This is a genomic window from Pseudomonas viciae (assembly GCF_004786035.1).
Taxonomy (GTDB): Bacteria; Pseudomonadota; Gammaproteobacteria; order Pseudomonadales; family Pseudomonadaceae; genus Aquipseudomonas; species Aquipseudomonas viciae.
Genome location: NZ_CP035088.1, coordinates 150,001 through 168,748, shown reverse-complemented (window position 1 = coordinate 168,748; position 18,748 = coordinate 150,001). Strand labels below are relative to the sequence as shown.

At 60.5% G+C, this 18,748-nt stretch carries 14 protein-coding genes, 1 tRNA gene, 3 rRNA genes and 1 pseudogene (1 of these 19 cut by a window edge); 1 reads left to right on the top strand and 18 read right to left on the bottom strand.

Annotated elements, in window-relative coordinates; genetic code table 11:
• Positions 1–30 precede the first annotated feature (30 nt).
• Positions 31–1,473 (bottom strand): NADP-dependent succinate-semialdehyde dehydrogenase, encoded by a 1,443-nt coding sequence (gene gabD, locus EPZ47_RS00765; RefSeq protein WP_135843088.1) that lies wholly within the window; start codon positions 1,471–1,473, stop codon positions 31–33.
• 349 nt (positions 1,474–1,822) lie between these two features.
• On the opposite strand from gabD, the gene EPZ47_RS00760 reads away from it, so the two are divergent.
• A tRNA-Arg gene (locus EPZ47_RS00760) sits at positions 1,823–1,899 on the top strand.
• A gap of 61 nt (positions 1,900–1,960) precedes the next feature.
• On the opposite strand, the gene EPZ47_RS00755 is transcribed toward EPZ47_RS00760, so the two are convergent.
• From EPZ47_RS00755 to EPZ47_RS00680, 17 genes and pseudogenes are all read right to left on the bottom strand, one after another.
• Entirely contained in the window at positions 1,961–2,578 is a 618-nt protein-coding gene (locus EPZ47_RS00755; RefSeq protein WP_135843087.1) for a hypothetical protein, read from the bottom strand.
• A complete protein-coding gene (locus tag EPZ47_RS00750) occupies positions 2,575–3,147 on the bottom strand; it encodes an RNA polymerase sigma factor (protein WP_135843086.1) in 573 nt (190 codons plus the stop codon). Before EPZ47_RS00750 ends, EPZ47_RS00755 begins: the two co-directional genes overlap by 4 nt.
• A 168-nt stretch (positions 3,148–3,315) precedes the next feature.
• Entirely contained in the window at positions 3,316–4,989 is a 1,674-nt protein-coding gene (locus EPZ47_RS00745; RefSeq protein ID WP_135843085.1) for a vWA domain-containing protein, read from the bottom strand.
• A gap of 176 nt (positions 4,990–5,165) precedes the next feature.
• Positions 5,166–5,747 carry a hypothetical protein gene (locus tag EPZ47_RS00740; protein ID WP_135843084.1) on the bottom strand — a complete coding sequence of 194 codons (582 nt, stop codon included), beginning with the start codon at positions 5,745–5,747 and terminating at the stop codon, positions 5,166–5,168.
• 102 nt (positions 5,748–5,849) lie between these two features.
• A pseudogene (locus EPZ47_RS30300) lies at positions 5,850–6,082 on the bottom strand (zinc-binding dehydrogenase); the annotation flags it as partial.
• 92 nt (positions 6,083–6,174) lie between these two features.
• On the bottom strand, positions 6,175–7,488 hold the full coding sequence (locus tag EPZ47_RS00730; protein ID WP_135843083.1) for an MFS transporter: 1,314 nt from the start codon (positions 7,486–7,488) through the stop codon (positions 6,175–6,177).
• A 39-nt stretch (positions 7,489–7,527) separates the two neighbouring features.
• Positions 7,528–7,701 (bottom strand): hypothetical protein, encoded by a 174-nt coding sequence (locus EPZ47_RS30160; RefSeq protein ID WP_178084229.1) that lies wholly within the window; start codon positions 7,699–7,701, stop codon positions 7,528–7,530.
• 166 nt (positions 7,702–7,867) lie between these two features.
• Positions 7,868–8,428, bottom strand: coding sequence for a YbhB/YbcL family Raf kinase inhibitor-like protein (locus EPZ47_RS00725; RefSeq protein WP_135843082.1), 561 nt, complete (start codon positions 8,426–8,428; stop codon positions 7,868–7,870).
• Positions 8,429–8,612: 184 nt separating this feature from the next.
• Positions 8,613–9,161 carry a poly-beta-1,6-N-acetyl-D-glucosamine biosynthesis protein PgaD gene (pgaD, locus tag EPZ47_RS00720; protein WP_135843081.1) on the bottom strand — a complete coding sequence of 183 codons (549 nt, stop codon included), beginning with the start codon at positions 9,159–9,161 and terminating at the stop codon, positions 8,613–8,615.
• Positions 9,158–10,513, bottom strand: coding sequence for a poly-beta-1,6-N-acetyl-D-glucosamine synthase (pgaC, locus tag EPZ47_RS00715; protein WP_135843080.1), 1,356 nt, complete (start codon positions 10,511–10,513; stop codon positions 9,158–9,160). The genes pgaD and pgaC overlap by 4 nt, the downstream gene beginning before the upstream one ends.
• 1 nt (position 10,514) lies before the next feature.
• Positions 10,515–12,512 (bottom strand): poly-beta-1,6-N-acetyl-D-glucosamine N-deacetylase PgaB, encoded by a 1,998-nt coding sequence (pgaB, locus tag EPZ47_RS00710; RefSeq protein ID WP_135843079.1) that lies wholly within the window; start codon positions 12,510–12,512, stop codon positions 10,515–10,517.
• A gap of 12 nt (positions 12,513–12,524) precedes the next feature.
• On the bottom strand, positions 12,525–15,005 hold the full coding sequence (pgaA, locus tag EPZ47_RS00705) for a poly-beta-1,6 N-acetyl-D-glucosamine export porin PgaA (protein ID WP_135843078.1): 2,481 nt from the start codon (positions 15,003–15,005) through the stop codon (positions 12,525–12,527).
• 245 nt (positions 15,006–15,250) lie between these two features.
• A complete protein-coding gene (locus EPZ47_RS00700; RefSeq protein ID WP_135843077.1) occupies positions 15,251–16,756 on the bottom strand; it encodes a YdgA family protein in 1,506 nt (501 codons plus the stop codon).
• 155 nt (positions 16,757–16,911) lie between these two features.
• On the bottom strand, positions 16,912–17,547 hold the full coding sequence (locus EPZ47_RS00695) for an NADH:ubiquinone oxidoreductase subunit N (RefSeq protein ID WP_135843076.1): 636 nt from the start codon (positions 17,545–17,547) through the stop codon (positions 16,912–16,914).
• Between the two features lie 185 nt (positions 17,548–17,732).
• Positions 17,733–17,848 (bottom strand): 5S ribosomal RNA (rrf, locus tag EPZ47_RS00690).
• A gap of 108 nt (positions 17,849–17,956) precedes the next feature.
• Positions 17,957–18,072: ribosomal RNA gene (gene rrf, locus EPZ47_RS00685) — 5S ribosomal RNA — on the bottom strand.
• Positions 18,073–18,221: 149 nt separating this feature from the next.
• Positions 18,222–18,748, bottom strand: a 23S ribosomal RNA gene (locus tag EPZ47_RS00680); it runs 2,365 nt beyond the window's last position.

The window sequence follows — 18,748 nt, the reverse complement described above, 5'->3', positions numbered from 1 at the left end:
CGCTCTCGTGCCCTTTGCGCTTGAAGCGGATCAGATACCCAGGCAGAGGTATTTGATTTCCAGGTAGTCCTCGATGCCGTACTTGGAGCCTTCACGGCCCAGGCCCGAGGCCTTGATGCCGCCAAACGGCGCGACTTCGTTGGAGATCAAACCGGTGTTGACGCCGACCATGCCGTATTCCAGGGCTTCAGCCACACGGAACACACGGCCCAGATCACGGGCATAGAAGTACGAGGCCAGGCCGAACTCGGTGTCGTTGGACATCGCGATCACTTCGGCTTCGTCTTTGAAGCGGAACAGCGGCGCCAGCGGGCCGAAGGTTTCTTCCTTCGCCACGGCGGCGTTCGATGGCACGTTGGTGAGGATGGTCGGCTCGAAGAAGTTGCCTTCCATCGCCTTGCCGCCCGACAGCACGGTCGCGCCTTTGCTGACCGCATCGGCAATGTGCTCTTGCACCTTGGCAACCGCTTTGCCATCGATCAACGGGCCGGTAGTGGTGCCGTCTTCCAGACCGTTGCCGATCTTGAGCTTGGCCACCGCCACTTTCAGTTTCTCAGCGAACGCGTCGTACACCGAATCCTGGATGTACAGGCGGTTGGCGCAGACGCAGGTCTGGCCGTTGTTGCGGTACTTGGAAATGATCGCGCCTTCGACGGCCTTATCCAGGTCCGCATCGTCGAACACAATGAACGGCGCGTTGCCGCCCAGTTCCAGGGAGACTTTCTTGATGTCCTTGGCGCATTCGGCCATCAGCTGGCGTCCGATCTCGGTCGAGCCGGTGAACGACAGCTTGCGCACGATCGGGTTACTGGTCAGCTCGCCGCCGATGTCGCCGGCACTGCCAGTGACCACGCTCAGCACGCCTTGCGGGATGCCCGCACGGTGCGCCAGCTCAACCAGGGCCAGGGCCGAGAACGGCGTCTGCGAAGCCGGCTTGATGACCATGGTGCAACCGGCGGCCAGGGCCGGGCCGGCCTTGCGGGTGATCATCGCGGCCGGGAAGTTCCATGGGGTAATGGCAGCGGTCACGCCGATTGGCTGCTTGATCACGATCAGGCGCTTGTCGGGCTGGTGGCCGGGAATTACATCACCGTAGATGCGCTTGGCTTCTTCGGCGAACCATTCGATGAACGACGCTGCGTAGACGATTTCGCCCTTGGCTTCGGCCAGTGGCTTGCCTTGTTCCAGGGTCATCAGGCGACCGAGGTCGTCCTGGTTCTCGATCAGCAATTCGTACCAGCGGCGCAGCTTGTTCGCGCGCTCCTTGGCCGTCAGCGCACGCCAGGCCGGCAGCGCCTTGTCGGCAGCTTCAATCGCCCGACGGGTTTCGGCGGCGCCCATCTTCGGCACAGTGCCCAGCACTTCGCCCGTTGCCGGGTTGGTGACCTTGATTGTCTGACCATTGTCCGCATCGACCCAAGCGCCATCGATAAAGGCTTGTTGGCGGAACAACAGGGTGTCTTTAAGCTGCATGTCGACTTTCCTTAACAGCACCGCGCACGCGCGGAGCGAATTAGATTTGTAGAAAGGCGCCTCAGGGGCTGCCGTCAGGGAAATCATCCACCGGGCTGAAGCACAGAAATATCGCACATAAGCACAGACGTGCGGTTCAGCACCCAGACAAGAGCGTTTGAAATCTCAAACGAATCCTAGGGCCGATGGGGGTGAAGGACAATAGGCTGTTCGAAAAAAAGAACGAAAAATACGAATTTGTCCGTTTTTTCTGATCAGCGTAGCCAACACCCAGCGAGCGGCCCAAAAACGCAGGCGATTCAGCAGCATGGACGCCCGCCATGCATATGAGTATCATGGCGCCCGCGTCGCACCAGTAGCTCAGCTGGATAGAGTACTGCCCTCCGAAGGCAGGGGTCGTGGGTTCGAATCCCGCCTGGTGCACCATTTGCAGAATCAAAAGCCCCAGGTCGCAAGACCTGGGGCTTTTTTGTGGGCGCTGTCTCACTCAACGCTTTTGCAACGCCTCCAACCGCGCCGGCAAATCCTCCTTGGGGAAACGCTTATGCAGCGCCAGCAGCTTCTCATCAGCGGCCTTGGCATCACCCGCCTGGCGCAACCGCAGGATTTCCAGTAGTTCCTGCTCCAACGATGGCAGGGCAACGGGCGCGCTTTTGCTCATTTTCGCCGCGGGCTTTTGCGCAAGGGCCTGGTCAGTGCTTTCCGGGGCTCGGGCCAGTTCGCCCTGGGGCGCCATACGGGCTATCGGTGCGGGAGCGGGCATGGCCGGCGGCGGTGCAGCGGCAACGGCGGGTTCTTGCCGATCGGCGGAAAACTCCATCGAGGCGGGTGAGGCCAGCTCGTCGTGGGACACGGGTGAACGCACTACCAGACCAATCATCAGCGCCACACCGGCGACCGTGGCGAATGCCATTTGCCAACGCGGCCGTTGGCAGGCTTGCAGCCAGCGCGTCCACAAGCTTGGGACGGGCGTTGGCGCTTCGCGATGGGCGGCAGCCAGGATGAAAGCGTCCAGGGACGCGGGCGGTTCGCCGCTGGCGTGTTGGCGGAAATGCTCGATGAGCATTTCGTCGTCGGGATCCGGGGTGTGTTTGGTATCAATCATGCGGGTACCTCCTCGGCCAGCAGTCGATGCAACTTCTGCTGGGCGTAACGCAAGCGGCTTTTGACCGTTTCCAACGGGACGCCGGTCAAGGCGGCGATCTGCGGTAGCTCCAGGTCGCCGTGCAGGCGCAGCAGGAAGACCTCCCGCTGATCCTCGGGCAAGGCCTGCAACGCGGCCTCGAGACGAGCCTGGTCGCGGCTAAGGCTCAACTGTTGCTCAGGGCTGCTGGTGTCGTCGGGCTGGACGTGAAGCTGCTCGTCGTAACTGTCGTGCAACGGGTTGTGGACCCCGTGTTTGCGCCAGTGATCGATCAAGCGGTTGCGGGCAATCTGGAACAGCCAGGTGCGAAAACTCGCCCGGCCTTGTGGCTGGGTAGCGCTGCGGATCAGGCTGAGCCAGGTCTCCTGAAACACTTCTTCAGCCAGTTCGGCTTTGTTGCTCAAGGACACGAGGAACCGGTAAAGCCCCAGTCGATGGCGTGCGTACAGGACCTCAAAAGAAGCCCCGTCGCCGTCGCGGTAGCGGGCCAGCAGCGATTCATCGCTGGGAGGATCAAGCGGAGCGGGCATGGGGGTGGCGAACTCCTTTCGGTGTTGAACACGGTCCTGCGGATTGCGGATGACTCTGTGGGAGCCGGACTTGCCCGCGAAGGCGGCGTGTCAGACCGCACTTCCTTGCCTGACAGGCCGCCTTCGCGGGCGAGCCAGCTCCCACAGTTGATCCCGTTGTGTTCAGAATCACTGTTTGACCGTGGGTTTCAGGCTCTGCGCCAGCTCGACCAATTGCACAAATTCGGCACGCAAACCAAACGGGTCATCACCTCGGGCGGAGCGAGCCAATTGTGCGGTGTCCTTCAAGCTCATTGCTCCAGTGTAACGCCCATCACCCTTGAGCTGCTGGGCGAAAGCAGCCACGGCGGCGGCGAAGCGCAAGTCATCGCTGGCCTTGGCATCGTTTGGAGCGCTGGCGATGGGATGCTCGATCAATCGGCTGCTACCACCTTCTGCAGGCTTGTAGCGTACGCGCAACATCGCCAACTCTCCTGACTTGCCGTCCGGCTTAGGCGTATTGGCATAACGCAACGGTTCCAACCAGCCCTGCTCACCTTTCGGAACAACTTCATACAACGCGGTCACCGTGTGCCCGGCGCCAATCTCACCCGCATCGACCTTATCGTTGTTGAAATCCTCACGCTTGAGCGCGCGGTTCTCATAACCCAGCAGGCGATATTCGCTGACCTGGGCAGGGTTGAACTCCACCTGCAACTTCACATCCCGCGCCACCACCGCCAGAGTCGAGCTGAGTTGGTCCACCAGCACCTTGCGCGCTTCGAGCAGGTTGTCGATGTAGGCGTAGTTGCCATCACCGGCGTCGGCCAGTTGCTCCATCAGGTGTTCATTGTAGTTATCCACACCAAAGCCCAGCGTCGTCAGGGATACACCGCTTTTACGCTGATCCACGGCCATCTGCTTGAGGCTGTCGAAATCGCTGACACCCACGTTGAAGTCGCCATCGGTGGCCAGCAGGATGCGATTGATGCCCTTGTCGATAAAGCTCTCCCGAGCCATTTGATAAGCCAGTTCGATACCCGACGCCCCTGCGGTAGAACCCCCGGCATCGAGTTGATCAATGGCGTTGCGGATCTTCACCTTATCGCGGCCCGAAGTGGGCTTGAGCACCACCCGGGACTCGCCGGCATACACCACCAGCGACACCCGGTCCTGGTCACGCAATTGATCCACCAGCAGCTTCAGGGTGCTCTTGACCAGCGGCAGGCCTTCGCGACGGTCCATGGAACCGGAAACGTCCACCAGGAATACCAGGTTGGCCGGCGCCAGGTCCGCCACGGCGCGGTCACTCGCCTTGATGCCAATGCGCAGCAAGCGGGCGTGCGGGTTCCATGGCGACGGGGCCACTTCGGTGGTCACGCCAAAGGGCGAGCCATCGGTGGGCAGCGCGTAGTGGTAAGGGAAGTAGTTGACCATTTCCTCCAATCGCACGGCACCTTCGGGCGGCAGGCTGCCTTGATTGAGCAAACGTCGCACATTGGCATAGCTGCCGGTATCGACATCCACGCTAAAGGTCGAGACCGGCGTTTCAGCCACGCTGTGAATCGGGTTGTCCGGCAGTTTTTCGTACTGCTCACGCGGCTCGTCACGGTAACCCGCGACGACGGCATCGTTCGCCACCCTTGGGGCGGGCATCAATGTCGGCTTGGCCATGCGCTTGACCGCCGACGAGTGCATTTCGACGATCTCGCCTTGCGGTACAACGCTGGGCGCTACGGCGACCGGTTCGGCCGACTTGGCAGCCTCGCGGGACGAAGACAACCCACAACCGGCCAACGCCACCAGCAAAGTCACGGCGAAGCCCTGGGCAGCAGGACGCATAAAGGGAAGTGGACGGGACATGGGCTGAACCTCGTGAATGAATGATCCGTTCACAGGGTCAGACGCTAGACTCACGCGGTTCGGGTTAACGACCAAGAATTTTTTTTAATGCGCTGAAAAGACAGGACTGGCCACCCCAAAGTGGCCAGGCCGTTACCGCGATTGGAGCAATCGTCAGCACGTTGCAGCAGGCATTGCTAGCGGGACGGAATGCCCTGCAGATCGTCGGCGATGAAGCGGCTCAACTGGCCGGTGTAATAGTCTTCGACATCGGAATTTCCTCTGTTCGTCAGGGCGCCCGCCATGCCTCTCATGACCTCGAGTTGCCCGATCGTACCACCTGGCATCAGCCCCTTGCGGGCTTGGGCGAAGTGCAACACTTCGACACCCGTCTTCTTCACCTTGACCTCATAATTGAAATCGACACTGGCCAGATACGTACCATCGGCAACGATCTTGCTCATGAAGCCACCTTGGGTGTCTTGAATCCGGCGCGCATAGACGGCGTTGACGTCCAGCAGATAGTCAGCGGTTTCCTTGCTGGATGCATAGCGATTGCCGTCGAGCAGGCGGACGATCAGGTCGGTGTGCAACTGGTCTCGGACTTTTTCGTCGGGAAGAAAGCGTTCGTTTTTGCCTACGACTTCAACGTTGAACGTGTCGATCCAATAAGTGGCGGTCTCGGGGATCACCACCGGCGCAGGGGAAATGTAGTAATCGGGCTTGGAAGCGCAACCTGCCATAAGGCAGAGGGCCAGGAAGAGGGTAAAAACTCGCATGTTTGAATTCGTCCTTGAGATGCTGCGGCATAATGGCGGCTACATTCTACGGGGTTTGAACGCGCCCTCAAGTTGTTTGGCCTTAAGCAATGCGGTCTCGTCTTACTCAACCCCAATGTCCACCATCGTTTTCCCCGCACCATGCCCTTCGGCTACCTGGGCAAACCCCTCATTGACTTCCCCCAGGCCAAACCGGCGCTGTCCACCTTGATCCGCAGTTGTCCCGCCTCAACCAGAGCCGCCGCTTCCCGCAGGATCTGGCCATGATGCTCACGTCCTTTGCCGGTCAGCAGCGGCATCAAGGTGAATACCCCGGAATAACTCGCTCCTCGAAACAACGCGGCGCCGTGTTCAGCCAGGACCGGCGCCGCTCGGCACCAACCCGGGCCTTTGTGGACTTTCTTCGTGAGCGTCTTGAAGGGCCGGATCAGGATTCACACGCCAACGAACGCTGCGAAGCCCTCGTATGCCGTCCTGGAAAATACGCCGCCGCCCCCACACCCACCGCCCCCATCACCACGCAATACCCCACGCACACCCACGGGCTCCACGGCACCAGCGCAATCAGCATCAACGGCGTCATGCTCGCCCACAAGGCGTAGGCGATGTTGTAGGTAAACGAGATGCCGGACACGCGGATTTTCGGCGGGAACAGGCTGACCATCACCGAAGGCACCGCGCCGACCACCCCGCAACCCAGGCCGGCCACGGCGTAGGCCAGGCCCAGCCAGGCGCCGCCGCTGATCAGGCTCGCATAGAGCACGGCGATGCCCACCGGCAGCAACAGGCTGTAGAGCATGACGGTACGCCAGGCGCCGATGCGGTCGACGATGAGGCCGGCCAGCACGCAACCGATGTTCAGGAAGACGATGCCCAGGCTGCTCAGGGCGAAGGTGTGGCTGGGGGTCATGCCGAAGCTTTTTTGCATCACGGTCGGGGTGATGACCACAAACACCACCACGGCGGAGGTCAGCACGCAGGTGAGGATGGCGGCGGGCAGCAAAGCGTGCCGGTGGTCCCGCAGGACCGTGCGCAGCGGCAGTTCCGCCGCGCCGTCGCGATTGGCTTGCAGGGCCATGAAAATCGGCGTTTCGCTCAGCCAGCGGCGCAGCCAGACACCAATCACCCCGAAGACGCCGCCCAGCAGGAATGGGAAGCGCCAGGCGTAATCAAGAATTTCCGTCGGCGTATAGATTCGTGCCAGCGCTGTGGCGGTCAGGGCACCCAGCAAGTAGCCGAAGGTCAGGCCGGCCTGGAGGAAGCCGAGGGCGTAGCCGCGATGATGCAGCGGCGCATGTTCGGCCACGAACACCCAGGCACTGGGGACCTCCCCGCCCACCGCCGCGCCCTGCAGAATGCGCAACGCCAGCAACAGCAACGGGGCGAAATAGCCGATTTGCGCGTAAGTCGGCATGACGCCGATGAGCAGGCAGGGCAAGGCCATCATCAGGATGCTCAGGCTGAACACCCGCTTGCGTCCCAGGCGATCGGCAAAATGCGCCATGAGAATGCCGCCCAAGGGCCGAGCCAGGTAGCCGGTGGCGAAAATCCCGAAGCTTTGCAGCAAGCGCAACCAATCGGGCATTTCCGGCGGGAAGAACAACTGGCTGAGGGTCAGGGCGAAGAAGACGAAGATGATGAAATCATAAATCTCCAGCGCGCCTCCCAAGGCCGCGAGGCCCAGGGTTTTGTAATCGGACCGACTGAATCGGTCGCCTGGCAGATGAGTGGTGGCAGTCATAGGCAGATTTGAAAAATGGAGTTGAGAGAGGGCGACAGCTCAGCCGTCGCGACCGTTGTCCACGGGCTCAGCCGGTGGTTGGCCTGGCTCGGCGTCTTCGGCCTCGTCAGCAGGCAGGAAATCCTTGCGGCTCTGGGCGATAGCCCGGCGTATCTCATCGCCCTTGGTGGGGCAGTTCAGGAGGCGGGCGATGCCGTCGGGTTTCTGCGTCATCGCCATCCTCCGGCATGAGTGAACAGGGGCTCGATAGTGCTCGCTTTTGGCGCGCGATGCCAATTTTGTGGTGGGAGGGTTGCTGTGCAACCCAACGGGAGCAAGCTCCCTCGCCACAGGGTGTAGACCATATCCCCAGTCTAAACAGGCGTTTTTGATGACTGGCTTAGCGGTGGTAGCGCCGCACGACGCTGCTGTTGCGCAGCACGTGGCCGTTGATCTTTTCCATCAACTGGGCGCGCGTAAGGCCGGCGGGCAACGCTTCAGGAGGCAGGTCCAAGGCGAAGAGCTGAATCAGGTAATGATGCGCGCTGTCGCCAATGGGCGGGCAAGGGCCGATATAGCCGCGCGTGTTCTTGCTGTTGATACCGCTCATGCCTTCCAGCGTCGGCTTGGTACCTGCACCCGTCGGAATCTGCCGTGTGGTGGCCTTGATACCGTAATGGACCCAGTGATCGACGCCCTGACCCCTTTGGCCGTCCGGGTCCAACATGACAATGGCGTAGCTGAGGGTGCCGGGCGGGCCGGCGTTCCAACTCAGGGCCGGGGAAATGTTCTTGCCACCACACGTGTTGGCGTCACTGGCCGCCGCTGCGGTGAAGAGGCGGTCGTCCGACACGCCGGGAATGCTGAGGGTGAAACGCTCCTCGGCCTGGACAGCCCCTTGCGCGCATAGCATCAGGGCGACGGCCGCCAGCCAGGGGGTAAGAGAGTTCAATCGGGTCATACCGGGCACCTTATGCGGATCAGGCCATGGACGGCTTGCGAACTATAGCCGCAGCACCCACCCGGTTGCAGTGACAATTATGATGAACTTCGCTCCACTTTCCCCGACAGCGCCACATGTGCCCCCAATCTGTCCAACAACCCCAATCCACTGTGGGAGCGAGCTTGCTCGCGATGGCGTCGGTTCAACCGGCATCTATGCTGGCTGACACTCCGCCATCGCGAGCAAGCTCGCTCCCACGATCGGCCGGCAGGTGAATCACCCGGGGGCGCTCCAGTGGAGCGAGAGGCGGCGGTTGCAACTCCGGGCTCAGCAGATGGAAATGCGCCACGACGTGGCTGATGTCGCCATCCTGATTGTTGTGGATGATCTTCGAACCAGGCTGGCGCAAGGTGTCCAGGCGCTCGTCGGTCAATTTGAAACTGTCGCTCAAGCCTTGATCGTCCACCACCGGTGCCGGCAACCGCCGCTGGGCAAAGCTGCGGCTTTTGCGCTGCTGATAACGTGCCCAAGTAATCAGGAGGACCGCGTTGACCAAGGCGATCCAGCCGTAGATCTGCAAGGTCCCCAGGGTGTCGAACAGCGATCCCCCCAGATGCGCGCCTGCCTGATTGTCGAACAGCGGCCACAAGCCATTGACCAACAAATACACCAACCCAACCCACGCCAGCACAGTGAAGAGAACGTCAATGACCACCAGAAAAGGTCTTTGCCGGGTCCTGATAATTTTCATCGGATCACTTCCTCTTCTTCATCGTCTAACGGTTTGATGCCGCGATCCGGGCTGACCCAACGCGCACGCTGCTGGTGCTGGCCGAACAGCACCTTTGGAAAGCTCACCAGGGTGGTGAACAGGCTGATCAACCAGAACACCAACGGGTACCAGACCACCCAGAACATGATGTGCCACAGGCCTTTTTCGTAGCGGCGATCAATCAGGATGCTCACCGCGAACTGCAGCAGGCACACCACCGCCAGCAACAACCCGGTGAAGGCCGGCGGCATGAGGTGGTCGACCGCGATGGCCGCCGGCATTTCCACGAATTTGCCAGCGCCCCAGAAAATCACCGACAGCAGGAACGTGAACGCCCAACCGGTGGACAGGCAATATTCGAACAGTAACGGCCACAAGTAGCGGTGGCGGTATTGCCAGATGCCACGGATATTCTTGAACAGCACCTCGGCGCCGCCCTGGGCCCAGCGCAGCCGTTGCCGCCACAGGCCGCGCAGGGTTTCGGGCATGAGGATCCAGCACAGTGCGCGGGGTTCGTAGAAGATGCTCCAGTGGTCCAGTTGCAGCTTCCAACTGATGTCGATGTCTTCGGTGATCATGTCCGGGCTCCAGTAGCCGACCCGGTGCAGGGCGGTACGACGGAACGCGACGATCACCCCGGAAACGGTGAAGATCCGCCCGAAGACCCGCTGGGTGCGCTTGATCAGGCCGATGATCGAGGAGAACTCGCCGACCTGGACCCGGCCCACCAGGGTAGAACGGGTGCGGATGCGCGGGTTGCCGGTTACCGCGCCAAGGCGGGCGTTATCGAGCATCGGAGCTACCAGGTAGGCGCAGGTATTGGGCGCCAGCAACGCGTCACCATCGATGCACACCAGGTATTCACTGCGCGCCGCGATGGCCCCCATGCGCAGGGCCACGGCCTTGCCCTGGTTTTCCGCCAGGTGCAGCACGCGCAGGCGCGGGTCTTCAGCCGCCAGTTGGTCGAGCATCTGGGCGGTGTTGTCTTTTGAGCCGTCGTTGATGGCGATGACTTCGATGTTCGGGTAATGCTGGCCCAGCGCCGCGTGAATGGTGTCGGCGACGTTGTCGCCCTCGTTGAAGCACGGAATCAGGATGCTGATCAGCGGCTCGCCGGCCAAGGGCGGCGGCAGGGTGTCGTCCTTCCACGGCCAATGGCGCTCCCAGTGCAGCCAGAAATACAGGCCGCCAGCGATCCACAGCCCGGACATGAACAGCGGGTAAAAGAACACGAAGTCCATCAGGAATTGCCCAGTGACCAGGAAGATCAGGCCCAGGGGCACGCCAAGGACAATCGCCAGCACCAGCAGGGCGAGCAGTCTGTCGAACATGTCAAGGATTCCACTTGTTGGAGAGCGCCGGCCGCACGGCTTTCACCGCGGGCTGGTCTTCGATGAAGTTGTCCGGGTAGTAGCCGAAACTGGTCACGCCCTGGCGCTTGAGACGCCCCATCCAGTCAGCCAATTGTTCGCCGTCGATGTCGCGGGCCGGTTGGCTGTGCCAGTCGCGGGCCTGCAATTCGAACACCGTGCGCTTGAGGGCACCGGGGCGGGCCTTGACGGTGGCGACCAGGCGCTCAAGCCAGGGACCGGATTGCTGGAGGGTCTGGTTTTCCATCAACGGCATGGCCATCGGGGCCGTCCAGTTGTAGGCGCCGAGGAAGTCGTCCAGGTTCTGGGCGAACCAGGCTTCGCTTTCAGGATTGAGCATCGGCTCGGCAAAGATATTGCGCGCCGTTTGCACCTGCGGACCGCGAATCGCCCGGACCTTGGCGGTGAGTTCACGGGTAAAGTCGATCAGGTAGCGGCTCTTGAAGCGAGTCCAGCGTTGCATCGTCGCCGGGTCATCGCGCAAGGCGGCGATGGACCTCGGCAAGCCGTTGGCGGCATAGACTTTCAACGCGGCGGGGCCGGCATCTTCGAAGTCGGAGAACACCGCGTCGTCATGGTACAGGACGCCGTCAATCGAGCTCATCCGCGCCAGGTCTTCATAAACCTCACCGATGACCCGCCGTACGTTCGGGTCGAAGGGCGACAGACGTACATATTGATCCGGGGCGATGGCCGTCTTGCCGGTTTCCGGATCCCAGCGCTGTACGCGCGGCAGCTTCGAATCGAGGGCAAAACTGAGCACGGGCATCCAAGCGAAAACCTTGGTGTTGGCTCGGGTTTTCAACTGCCACGCGACTCGGTCAAACAGATCGGCCCGTACCGGCAAGTGACGGTTGGGGAAATACAGCGAGCGCACCAGGCCGTCGCCTTTCGGATCGGCGAACGCTTGCAGGAATACGGTATTGGCGCCCAGGTCGTAGATGCGCTGGACCAGTTTGCCGACGTTGGCCTCTTGCTGCACGGGGTCCGGGTCGTAGACGTAGTCCAGGTCGACATGGACCACCCGCAACGGGTCCATCGTCTGCACGCCGACGACGCTCTCGGCGAAGTGCGCACCATCCGGATCGGAGGCCACCAGAAAACGTGGGCCGCTCATCAGGTTATTGAGGCTGTCCAGGCCATCTTCCAGGGTCAGGGCCATTTGATAACCTTCGCTGCCGATCACCTGCAACGCGGTGCCATCGGCGGCACCGTAGGGCCAGACCCAAACCCGCGGACTGTAGCCGGCGACCTTGCGGATTTTCTCGGAAATGGCCACCACGTCCTTGCGCTGGCGAGCCTGGAAATCAGCTTCGCTTTCATAGCGACCGGTGGCGGGATCGTAGCGCCGGGTCGTCGCCGCCGGTTGCAGGTTGCCTTGCGGGTTGGCCAGTACACCTTTGTGATTGGCGTCGGTGTGGGCGGCGATTTCTACCAGGCCCGATTTCGAAACCTCGCGAATCTGCTCCCAGGTCAAAAACTCGGAACGCTTGCGCGGCACCCCGGCAAAATCCACCGGTTGGTTCAGCGGCGTATCGACCCAGCTACCGACCGGCGCCAATATCGCCGGCCAGTTATAGGCGCGCAGAATCGGCATGACCCGGGTGTAGAAGCTCGAGTAACCGTCGTCGAAACTCAGCAGCACCGCACGCGGTGGCAGTTCCGGGCCGCCGTTGCGAGCGGTGATGATTTGGTCCACGGTGACCGGCTGATAGTTATTTTCCCGCAGCCACGCCAGCTGTTCGATCAAACGTTCGGTGCGCACAGCCACCAGCGCCTGGTCCGGGTCACGGTCCTCGACATCGTGGTAGGCAATACCGAGCACATGGTTCTTCGGCCACGGAGCATCGTTGGCCGCCAGCGGCCGTTGCGAAGGCGATGTGAACGCCGGGGCTTGCTGGGCACAAGCGCTGATCAGCAAGACCCCCAGCAGAAGGATGAATCGCGAAATGACGGGCATCTTCAAACTCTTCTAGAAGCGGTAAGTGAGGTCGACAAGCAGGCGCAGGTCGCTTTCGCGGTCGCCGTCGTAAGGGCGGTTGAGCCAGCTCAGTGCGGCGCCTGCCTCCAGCACGTCGTTCCAGATGAAACGCTGGCCGTAGCCGAGCAAACCCATGGCGCCGGTACTGTGGTCGCGCTGGCTGTAGGTACCGGCCCCCACTTGGAACTGCTGGCTCCAGGTGGTTTCGTAGCGGCGGTACAACACGTGGTTGGCGTTCACGGTCGGCATGACGGTGAAGTCCGACTTGGGATTGAAGTAAGGCACTTCGTTGGAACCGCTGTTACGGCTGGTCGCCACTTCCAGGCCCAACTCCACTTGCAGGCGCGGAGCGCTGTAGATGCCCTCGCGACCGGTAACCACGGCCTCGAGACGATTGTTGCCATCGCTGAAATGGGACGGGCTGACAGCCAGTCGCCACTCGCGACTTTCATTGGCACGCCAGCGAACAAAACCGCTGCCGCCATTGGCACGGATGCCGCTGTTGAGCGCCCGCAACGGGGTTTCGGCCGAGAGGTAATCCAGGCTACCGCCGTATTGCCAGTGGTCATTAATGTCTCGGGCCACGGCCAGGCGCGCGCCCTGTTTGTCACCGGAACCATACGAGTGGTTGGAGACCTCGGCTTCCAGAGTCATGTCACGGGTGCGGCGCTCGACACCAAGGCGCTGCCAACGGTGATGACCGGTGCCTTCCTCGAAATCGCCAGTGGCGTAGCCAGCGCCGCCGAACAGTCGCCAGTCTTCGTTAATGGGTGGGCTGTAGAGCAGCGTTTCGATGCCAAAATCCCGACTGCCAGTGACCGCGCCAGCGTCACCGCTGCCGCCGCCGTAGCTCTTGCCGGTATAGGCTTCGATGCGCAGTTCGGCCATGTCATGCACTTCGCGCTGGCGTTGCAGGCGTTTGACATGGGCGTTTTCCGGGTAGCGGGCGACCACGTCATCGACCAGAGCATCCATCTGCCGCCACTCCTGCAAATCCATGGCGGCACGGGCTTGGGCGACTTCCAGGCCACGGTCGCGCGGCGTCGTGGCTTCGACTTCCTTGAGCAGGCTTTCCGAACGACGCGGCCAGTCACGGGCCTGGTACAGATCGGCCTGGGCCAGGCGCAGGCCGATGTTGCCAGGGCCTTGATTGACCAGGGTGTCCAGGCGCGCTTCGGCGGAAGGCAGGTCGGCGCCGTATGTACCGGCCTGGGCGGCGAGTTGTTGGGCGTCCATCCACTCGTCGTTGGGGTTGCCGATCGGCAGGCCCTTGAGCTCGACGCGTGGTGGCTGGGCTTTTGCCAGGTCTTCGGCCAGCACACGGGCCTCTTCGGATTTTTCACTTTCCAGCAGCGCGTAGTAGAGCGCCGTGCTGTCTTCGAAGCGGTCCGCAGGATCGGCATCGGGCGCCGTCAATACCCGGCGGTACAGATCGACAGCGATCTCCGGTTCCCGCTGTTCCAAGTAGGAAGAGGCCACCCAGCGCAGGGCATAAGTTGGAATGCTTACGCCCTCGGCGATCAGCTTCTGGTACTCGGCAATCACTTCAGCACGGCGGGCGCGAGCGTTGAGGGCACCCAGGCGATCGATGCGCCAACGGAGCACGTCATCATGGGCCTCAGTCACTGGGCTCCAGGTGGCGAGTAGCTTGTCGTAATCGGCCAAGGCGCGGTCTGCAATGATGAAGCGCTCCGTTTCGCTGCGGCTCGCCATATCCGTCAGGCGTACCCGTTCGGCCGCCACGTCGCCTTCCAGCCGCCGACGCATTCCAGGGTCAATCAGCCCCGGCTGTAGACGCGCCAGGCGCAGGGCCGGCTCCGGCAATTGGGCACGTTGCAGGGCGATGACATATTCCCGCGCGACCTCGGGTTTGTTGCCGGCGCGGGTGAAAGCCTGGTCGTACTCGAACAGCGCCTCGTGGGGGCTGTTCGCACAGGTCAGGGCGTAGCCCAAGGCGAGTCGGCGCATTGGATCGTCAGGCTTGGCGGCGACCAAGGCCTTGGCGCGGCTGACGGCTTCATCGGGCTTGCCGGCATCCGCCTGGGTCAAGATCAAGCCAAGTTGCAGGTCGGGATTGCGAGGGTCGATTGCCAGCGCCTGGCGATACAGCTCGGTAGCCGCATCCCAACGCTTGAGGTTGCGATAGGCGCGAGCCGTTGCGCTCAGCGCCTGAACCGGCAAGTCGCGATAGCGCCCCTGGGTCTCATAGACTTGCACGACTTCGGCATCGAGCCCCGCCCAACTGGCGATCTGCAGATGGTCGCTGATCTGCGCGGCACTGGCCTGGCCGGCCGGCACCTGGCGCAACGCGGTCAGCGCAGGCGTGTAATGGCCTGCACGGGCGTCGATCACCATTTGGTCATAGGCAGTATCGGCAAACGCCAGCATCGGCCAACACAATTGGCTGCACAGCGCGACGCGAAACAACGGGCGCAAACCACGTTGAACAAAAGGACCCACAGTACGCGGCATTCGTCAGCATCCTTACATGGCCAGCCGGGTCGCAGTGCCCCCTTGCCCATCAAACAGGAAGCCGGATCAAAGGAATCCAGCCAAGCTTTAATGGGCCTAGTTTTGCACTCTCGGACAGGTCATTTTTCAGAACGCCACAATTCTTCAGAATCGAAACAGATTTCGGCGACGGGGTTGTCGATGGGCAAAAAAAAGCCCGGCCCGTGCGCAATGCACGGGTCGGGCTTTAGGCGTTACTTGAGCAGTTACTGAACGGCGACGCCGCCGCCAAGCTTGCTCATGACGAACGCGGTGAATTGCTCAACTGTCATCTTCTGGCCGTTGAAATCGACCTGATTGTTGGCGTAATGCAGTTTGGTCACCACATCGTTGCCTTCAAGTGTCGCCAGCTCTGTACCCACTGCCATGGCGCTGAACATATCGCTGGTGGCGGTGGCCTGATCGGCGATCAGTTTGGCGTCAGTCTGACCTTCCATCTGCGCCTGTACGGTCATCAGATCCACCAGCATCGGCTTGGACACTTTCAGGTTGAAATCCAGCAGGGCGAGCAACTGACGACCCAGCTCATCAGGTGGCAGATCCATCGATTGCGGCTTGGCCAAATCGACGACCAGGCTCGCACGGCTTTCACCGTTGGTGGTATTGAACGACAGGTTTTCCAGCGCCACTTGTGGACCGCCGGCCAGGAGTTTTTCCAGATCGGCCTTGACCTGGGCCTCTTCAGCCTCGGTCAGGTTCAACTCTGGAGCTGGTTCGCCAGCTGCCGCAGCTTCGGCAGCGGCTTTCTCGTAAGGCTGCAGTTTGGTCTGGTAAACCTGCATCAGCGACATCGTGGCAGGGATGTCCAGATTCTTCAGGCTGACTGCCATTTGTGCCGAACCGATGGTCTTATCGTTGAACGACAACTCACCGATCTTGTAATCAGCACGTCCCGAAGCGCTGGTGCCGTTCTCGGTGCTGTTGTTCTTCATCTCGAAGTTCTTCAGGCCCAGCACCGATTTTGGCTCACCAAAGGTGCTCTTGACGCTGCTCAGCAGCAGGGTGTTATCACCCATGTAGTAACCGTACGAGCTTTTGCTCAGGTTGCTGGCCAGCGTCAGGCCGTTCACCTCAACCTGCACCGGAGTCTGGTCTTCGGCGACGGTGGTCAGCTTGAAGCTGTCCATGTAACCGTCGGCCTTGATCTTCTGGGCCTGGGCACTGGCGGCCAAGTCGATTTTCAGACCGGAGAAGGTAAGCTGGGATTGCTCATCGAGCTTGGTATCCAACGGCAGCAACTCGTAGCTGCCATTGATGGACTTGTCGTAACCCAGGTTGACCACACCTTTGAGCGGCGATTTGTCCTTGGCGGCGGCAAACCACTTTTCAGTCAGCGGATTGCGCTCAAGCTCGCTGTGGCTCGTGGCCATGACCGGCAGCCATTTGAGCGTCACCAGACGCGAGAATGGCAGTGGGCCGTGCTCGATCCTGTCGACAAAGAGCAGCTCGATTGGCTCTGCGCCAAATATCTCGCCTTCGCCCTTGAGGCGATAATGAGCGGTGCTGCTGAAAGTCCCACGATCCAGGGAAACCAGCTCGATTGAAGAGGTGCTATTGGACCCGGCCAAGGCCGTTTGCATCTGTTTGTTGCTATCGGCAATAGTGGTTTGCAGCACTCCTTCGAGCTTCGTGCCGGTGTACCAGGCGCCACCTGCACTGACTGCACCGATAACCACAACGATTCCAAGAAGTACGCTTGCTGATTTATTCATGTGTGACCCGATCGATCCATGGTTGAAGAAAGCCGTCGTCTTCCCTGACACCGTAAAGGGTGTGGCTCGACGCCGTAAAGTGGAGGGAGATTACCATCAGGCACCCTAGCGGGCCCAATGTTTAAAGGGGGAAAAGAATATTCTTGCGAGGTGGTCTACGAATATTGGACTTCAATCTCGTCGAGTTGGTGGTCGAACGTCTTCAGCCGCGCCGTCCAGGTGTACACCAGCACTTCAAAATCGCGGTTGATCACCGCTGCACCTGATGAATCTGTGCGCGAATCGCAGAAGTCCAGTTGGTAACGCTCCCGGGCCATGGCATTGGCGACGTCACAGAGCTCACGGGCGTTGTTGAGCCAATGCCAGCCGTCTTGGGTGACTTGCTTGTCCAAGGCTGCGCATTGGGTCTTGAGTGCTTCGAGGCTTTTTTCCAGCGGGGTACCGGTGAGCTCGCCCATGACTTCCTGGAACGTGCGGCCAGGCTGCCAGTAGCTGCCCCAGAAATAACGATCAAAGACCGTTTCGACACGCCGCAGCGCGACCTTGGTGTCCCAGATCAGGACCAGCGTCTTGCCTTGCTCAAGATGTTTTTTCTTGATGCGTTGGCCCTGAAGCGATGCCCAGGCCACGATTGCGATAGAGATCACGCCGATCAACGCAGCTGCGCTGTCCAGGAACAGTAGCGCCTTGTCGATCTGGTGGGTGAGCATGACGCCGTAGAAATAGGTGGCTGAAAGCAGCATCAACGCTGCAGTAGCGCACCAGAAGCCGGGAGCATAAGGGTTTTTCATTATTGGAATCCCCATGACCAGTGACGTCGCGGGCCGCTTTTTCACCAGAGCCCGACTATCACAGCATAGCAACGGCCCCGGGGTTTGCCGGGAGTTGGCAGCAATCAAAGGGCTCGATCCGATTACCGGCCTTAAAACGACAAAACCCCTGTCTGCATCAGCAGACAGGGGTTTTGGGAATTCAATCTTGACGATGACCTACTCTCACATGGGGAAACCCCACACTACCATCGGCGATGCATCGTTTCACTGCTGAGTTCGGGATGGGATCAGGTGGTTCCAATGCTCTATGGTCGTCAAGAAATTCTGTGACCAGCCCGTTCAACAGCAACGAGCCAGTGAAAATCTATAACTTCTACTTAAAACAAAACCCCTACCTGCATCAGCAGATAGGGGTTTCGGAATTTAATCTTGACGATGACCTACTCTCACATGGGGAAACCCCACACTACCATCGGCGATGCATCGTTTCACTACTGAGTTCGGGATGGGATCAGGTGGTTCCAATGCTCTATGGTCGTCAAGAAATTCGGTAGCCGGTGCGTGCATTGCGGTCACGTGCCAGCGAATGGGTATGCGATAGTTTGTGTGTTTGCTGCGAACTTTCGGTTCATGTCGTCTTCACACACCGCAATCTGGTGCCCTTTCGGGTCAGCAAATTGCTTGGGTGTTATATGGTCAAGCCTCACGGGCAATTAGTACAGGTTAGCTCAACGCCTCACAGCGCTTACACACCCTGCCTATCAACGTCGTAGTCTTCGACGGCCCTTCAGGGGACTCAAGGTCCCAGTGAGATCTCATCTTGAGGCAAGTTTCCCGCTTAGATGCTTTCAGCGGTTATCTTTCCCGAACATAGCTACCCGGCAATGCCACTGGCGTGACAACCGGAACACCAGAGGTTCGTCCACTCCGGTCCTCTCGTACTAGGAGCAGCCCCTCTCAAATCTCAAACGTCCACGGCAGATAGGGACCGAACTGTCTCACGACGTTCTAAACCCAGCTCGCGTACCACTTTAAATGGCGAACAGCCATACCCTTGGGACCGGCTTCAGCCCCAGGATGTGATGAGCCGACATCGAGGTGCCAAACACCGCCGTCGATATGAACTCTTGGGCGGTATCAGCCTGTTATCCCCGGAGTACCTTTTATCCGTTGAGCGATGGCCCTTCCATACAGAACCACCGGATCACTAAGACCTACT

Coding starts and splice junctions, on each gene's coding strand:
- pgaA (WP_135843078.1), bottom strand. CDS start 15,005: ATGCCGCGTACTGTGGGTCCTTTTGTTCAACGTGGTTTGCGCCCGTTG.
- gabD (WP_135843088.1), bottom strand. CDS start 1,473: ATGCAGCTTAAAGACACCCTGTTGTTCCGCCAACAAGCCTTTATCGAT.
- EPZ47_RS00730 (WP_135843083.1), bottom strand. CDS start 7,488: ATGACTGCCACCACTCATCTGCCAGGCGACCGATTCAGTCGGTCCGAT.
- pgaC (WP_135843080.1), bottom strand. CDS start 10,513: ATGTTCGACAGACTGCTCGCCCTGCTGGTGCTGGCGATTGTCCTTGGC.
- EPZ47_RS00725 (WP_135843082.1), bottom strand. CDS start 8,428: ATGACCCGATTGAACTCTCTTACCCCCTGGCTGGCGGCCGTCGCCCTG.
- EPZ47_RS00695 (WP_135843076.1), bottom strand. CDS start 17,547: ATGAAAAACCCTTATGCTCCCGGCTTCTGGTGCGCTACTGCAGCGTTG.
- EPZ47_RS00755 (WP_135843087.1), bottom strand. CDS start 2,578: ATGATTGATACCAAACACACCCCGGATCCCGACGACGAAATGCTCATC.
- pgaD (WP_135843081.1), bottom strand. CDS start 9,161: ATGAAAATTATCAGGACCCGGCAAAGACCTTTTCTGGTGGTCATTGAC.
- EPZ47_RS30160 (WP_178084229.1), bottom strand. CDS start 7,701: ATGACGCAGAAACCCGACGGCATCGCCCGCCTCCTGAACTGCCCCACC.
- EPZ47_RS00750 (WP_135843086.1), bottom strand. CDS start 3,147: ATGCCCGCTCCGCTTGATCCTCCCAGCGATGAATCGCTGCTGGCCCGC.
- EPZ47_RS00740 (WP_135843084.1), bottom strand. CDS start 5,747: ATGCGAGTTTTTACCCTCTTCCTGGCCCTCTGCCTTATGGCAGGTTGC.
- pgaB (WP_135843079.1), bottom strand. CDS start 12,512: ATGCCCGTCATTTCGCGATTCATCCTTCTGCTGGGGGTCTTGCTGATC.
- EPZ47_RS00745 (WP_135843085.1), bottom strand. CDS start 4,989: ATGTCCCGTCCACTTCCCTTTATGCGTCCTGCTGCCCAGGGCTTCGCC.
- EPZ47_RS00700 (WP_135843077.1), bottom strand. CDS start 16,756: ATGAATAAATCAGCAAGCGTACTTCTTGGAATCGTTGTGGTTATCGGT.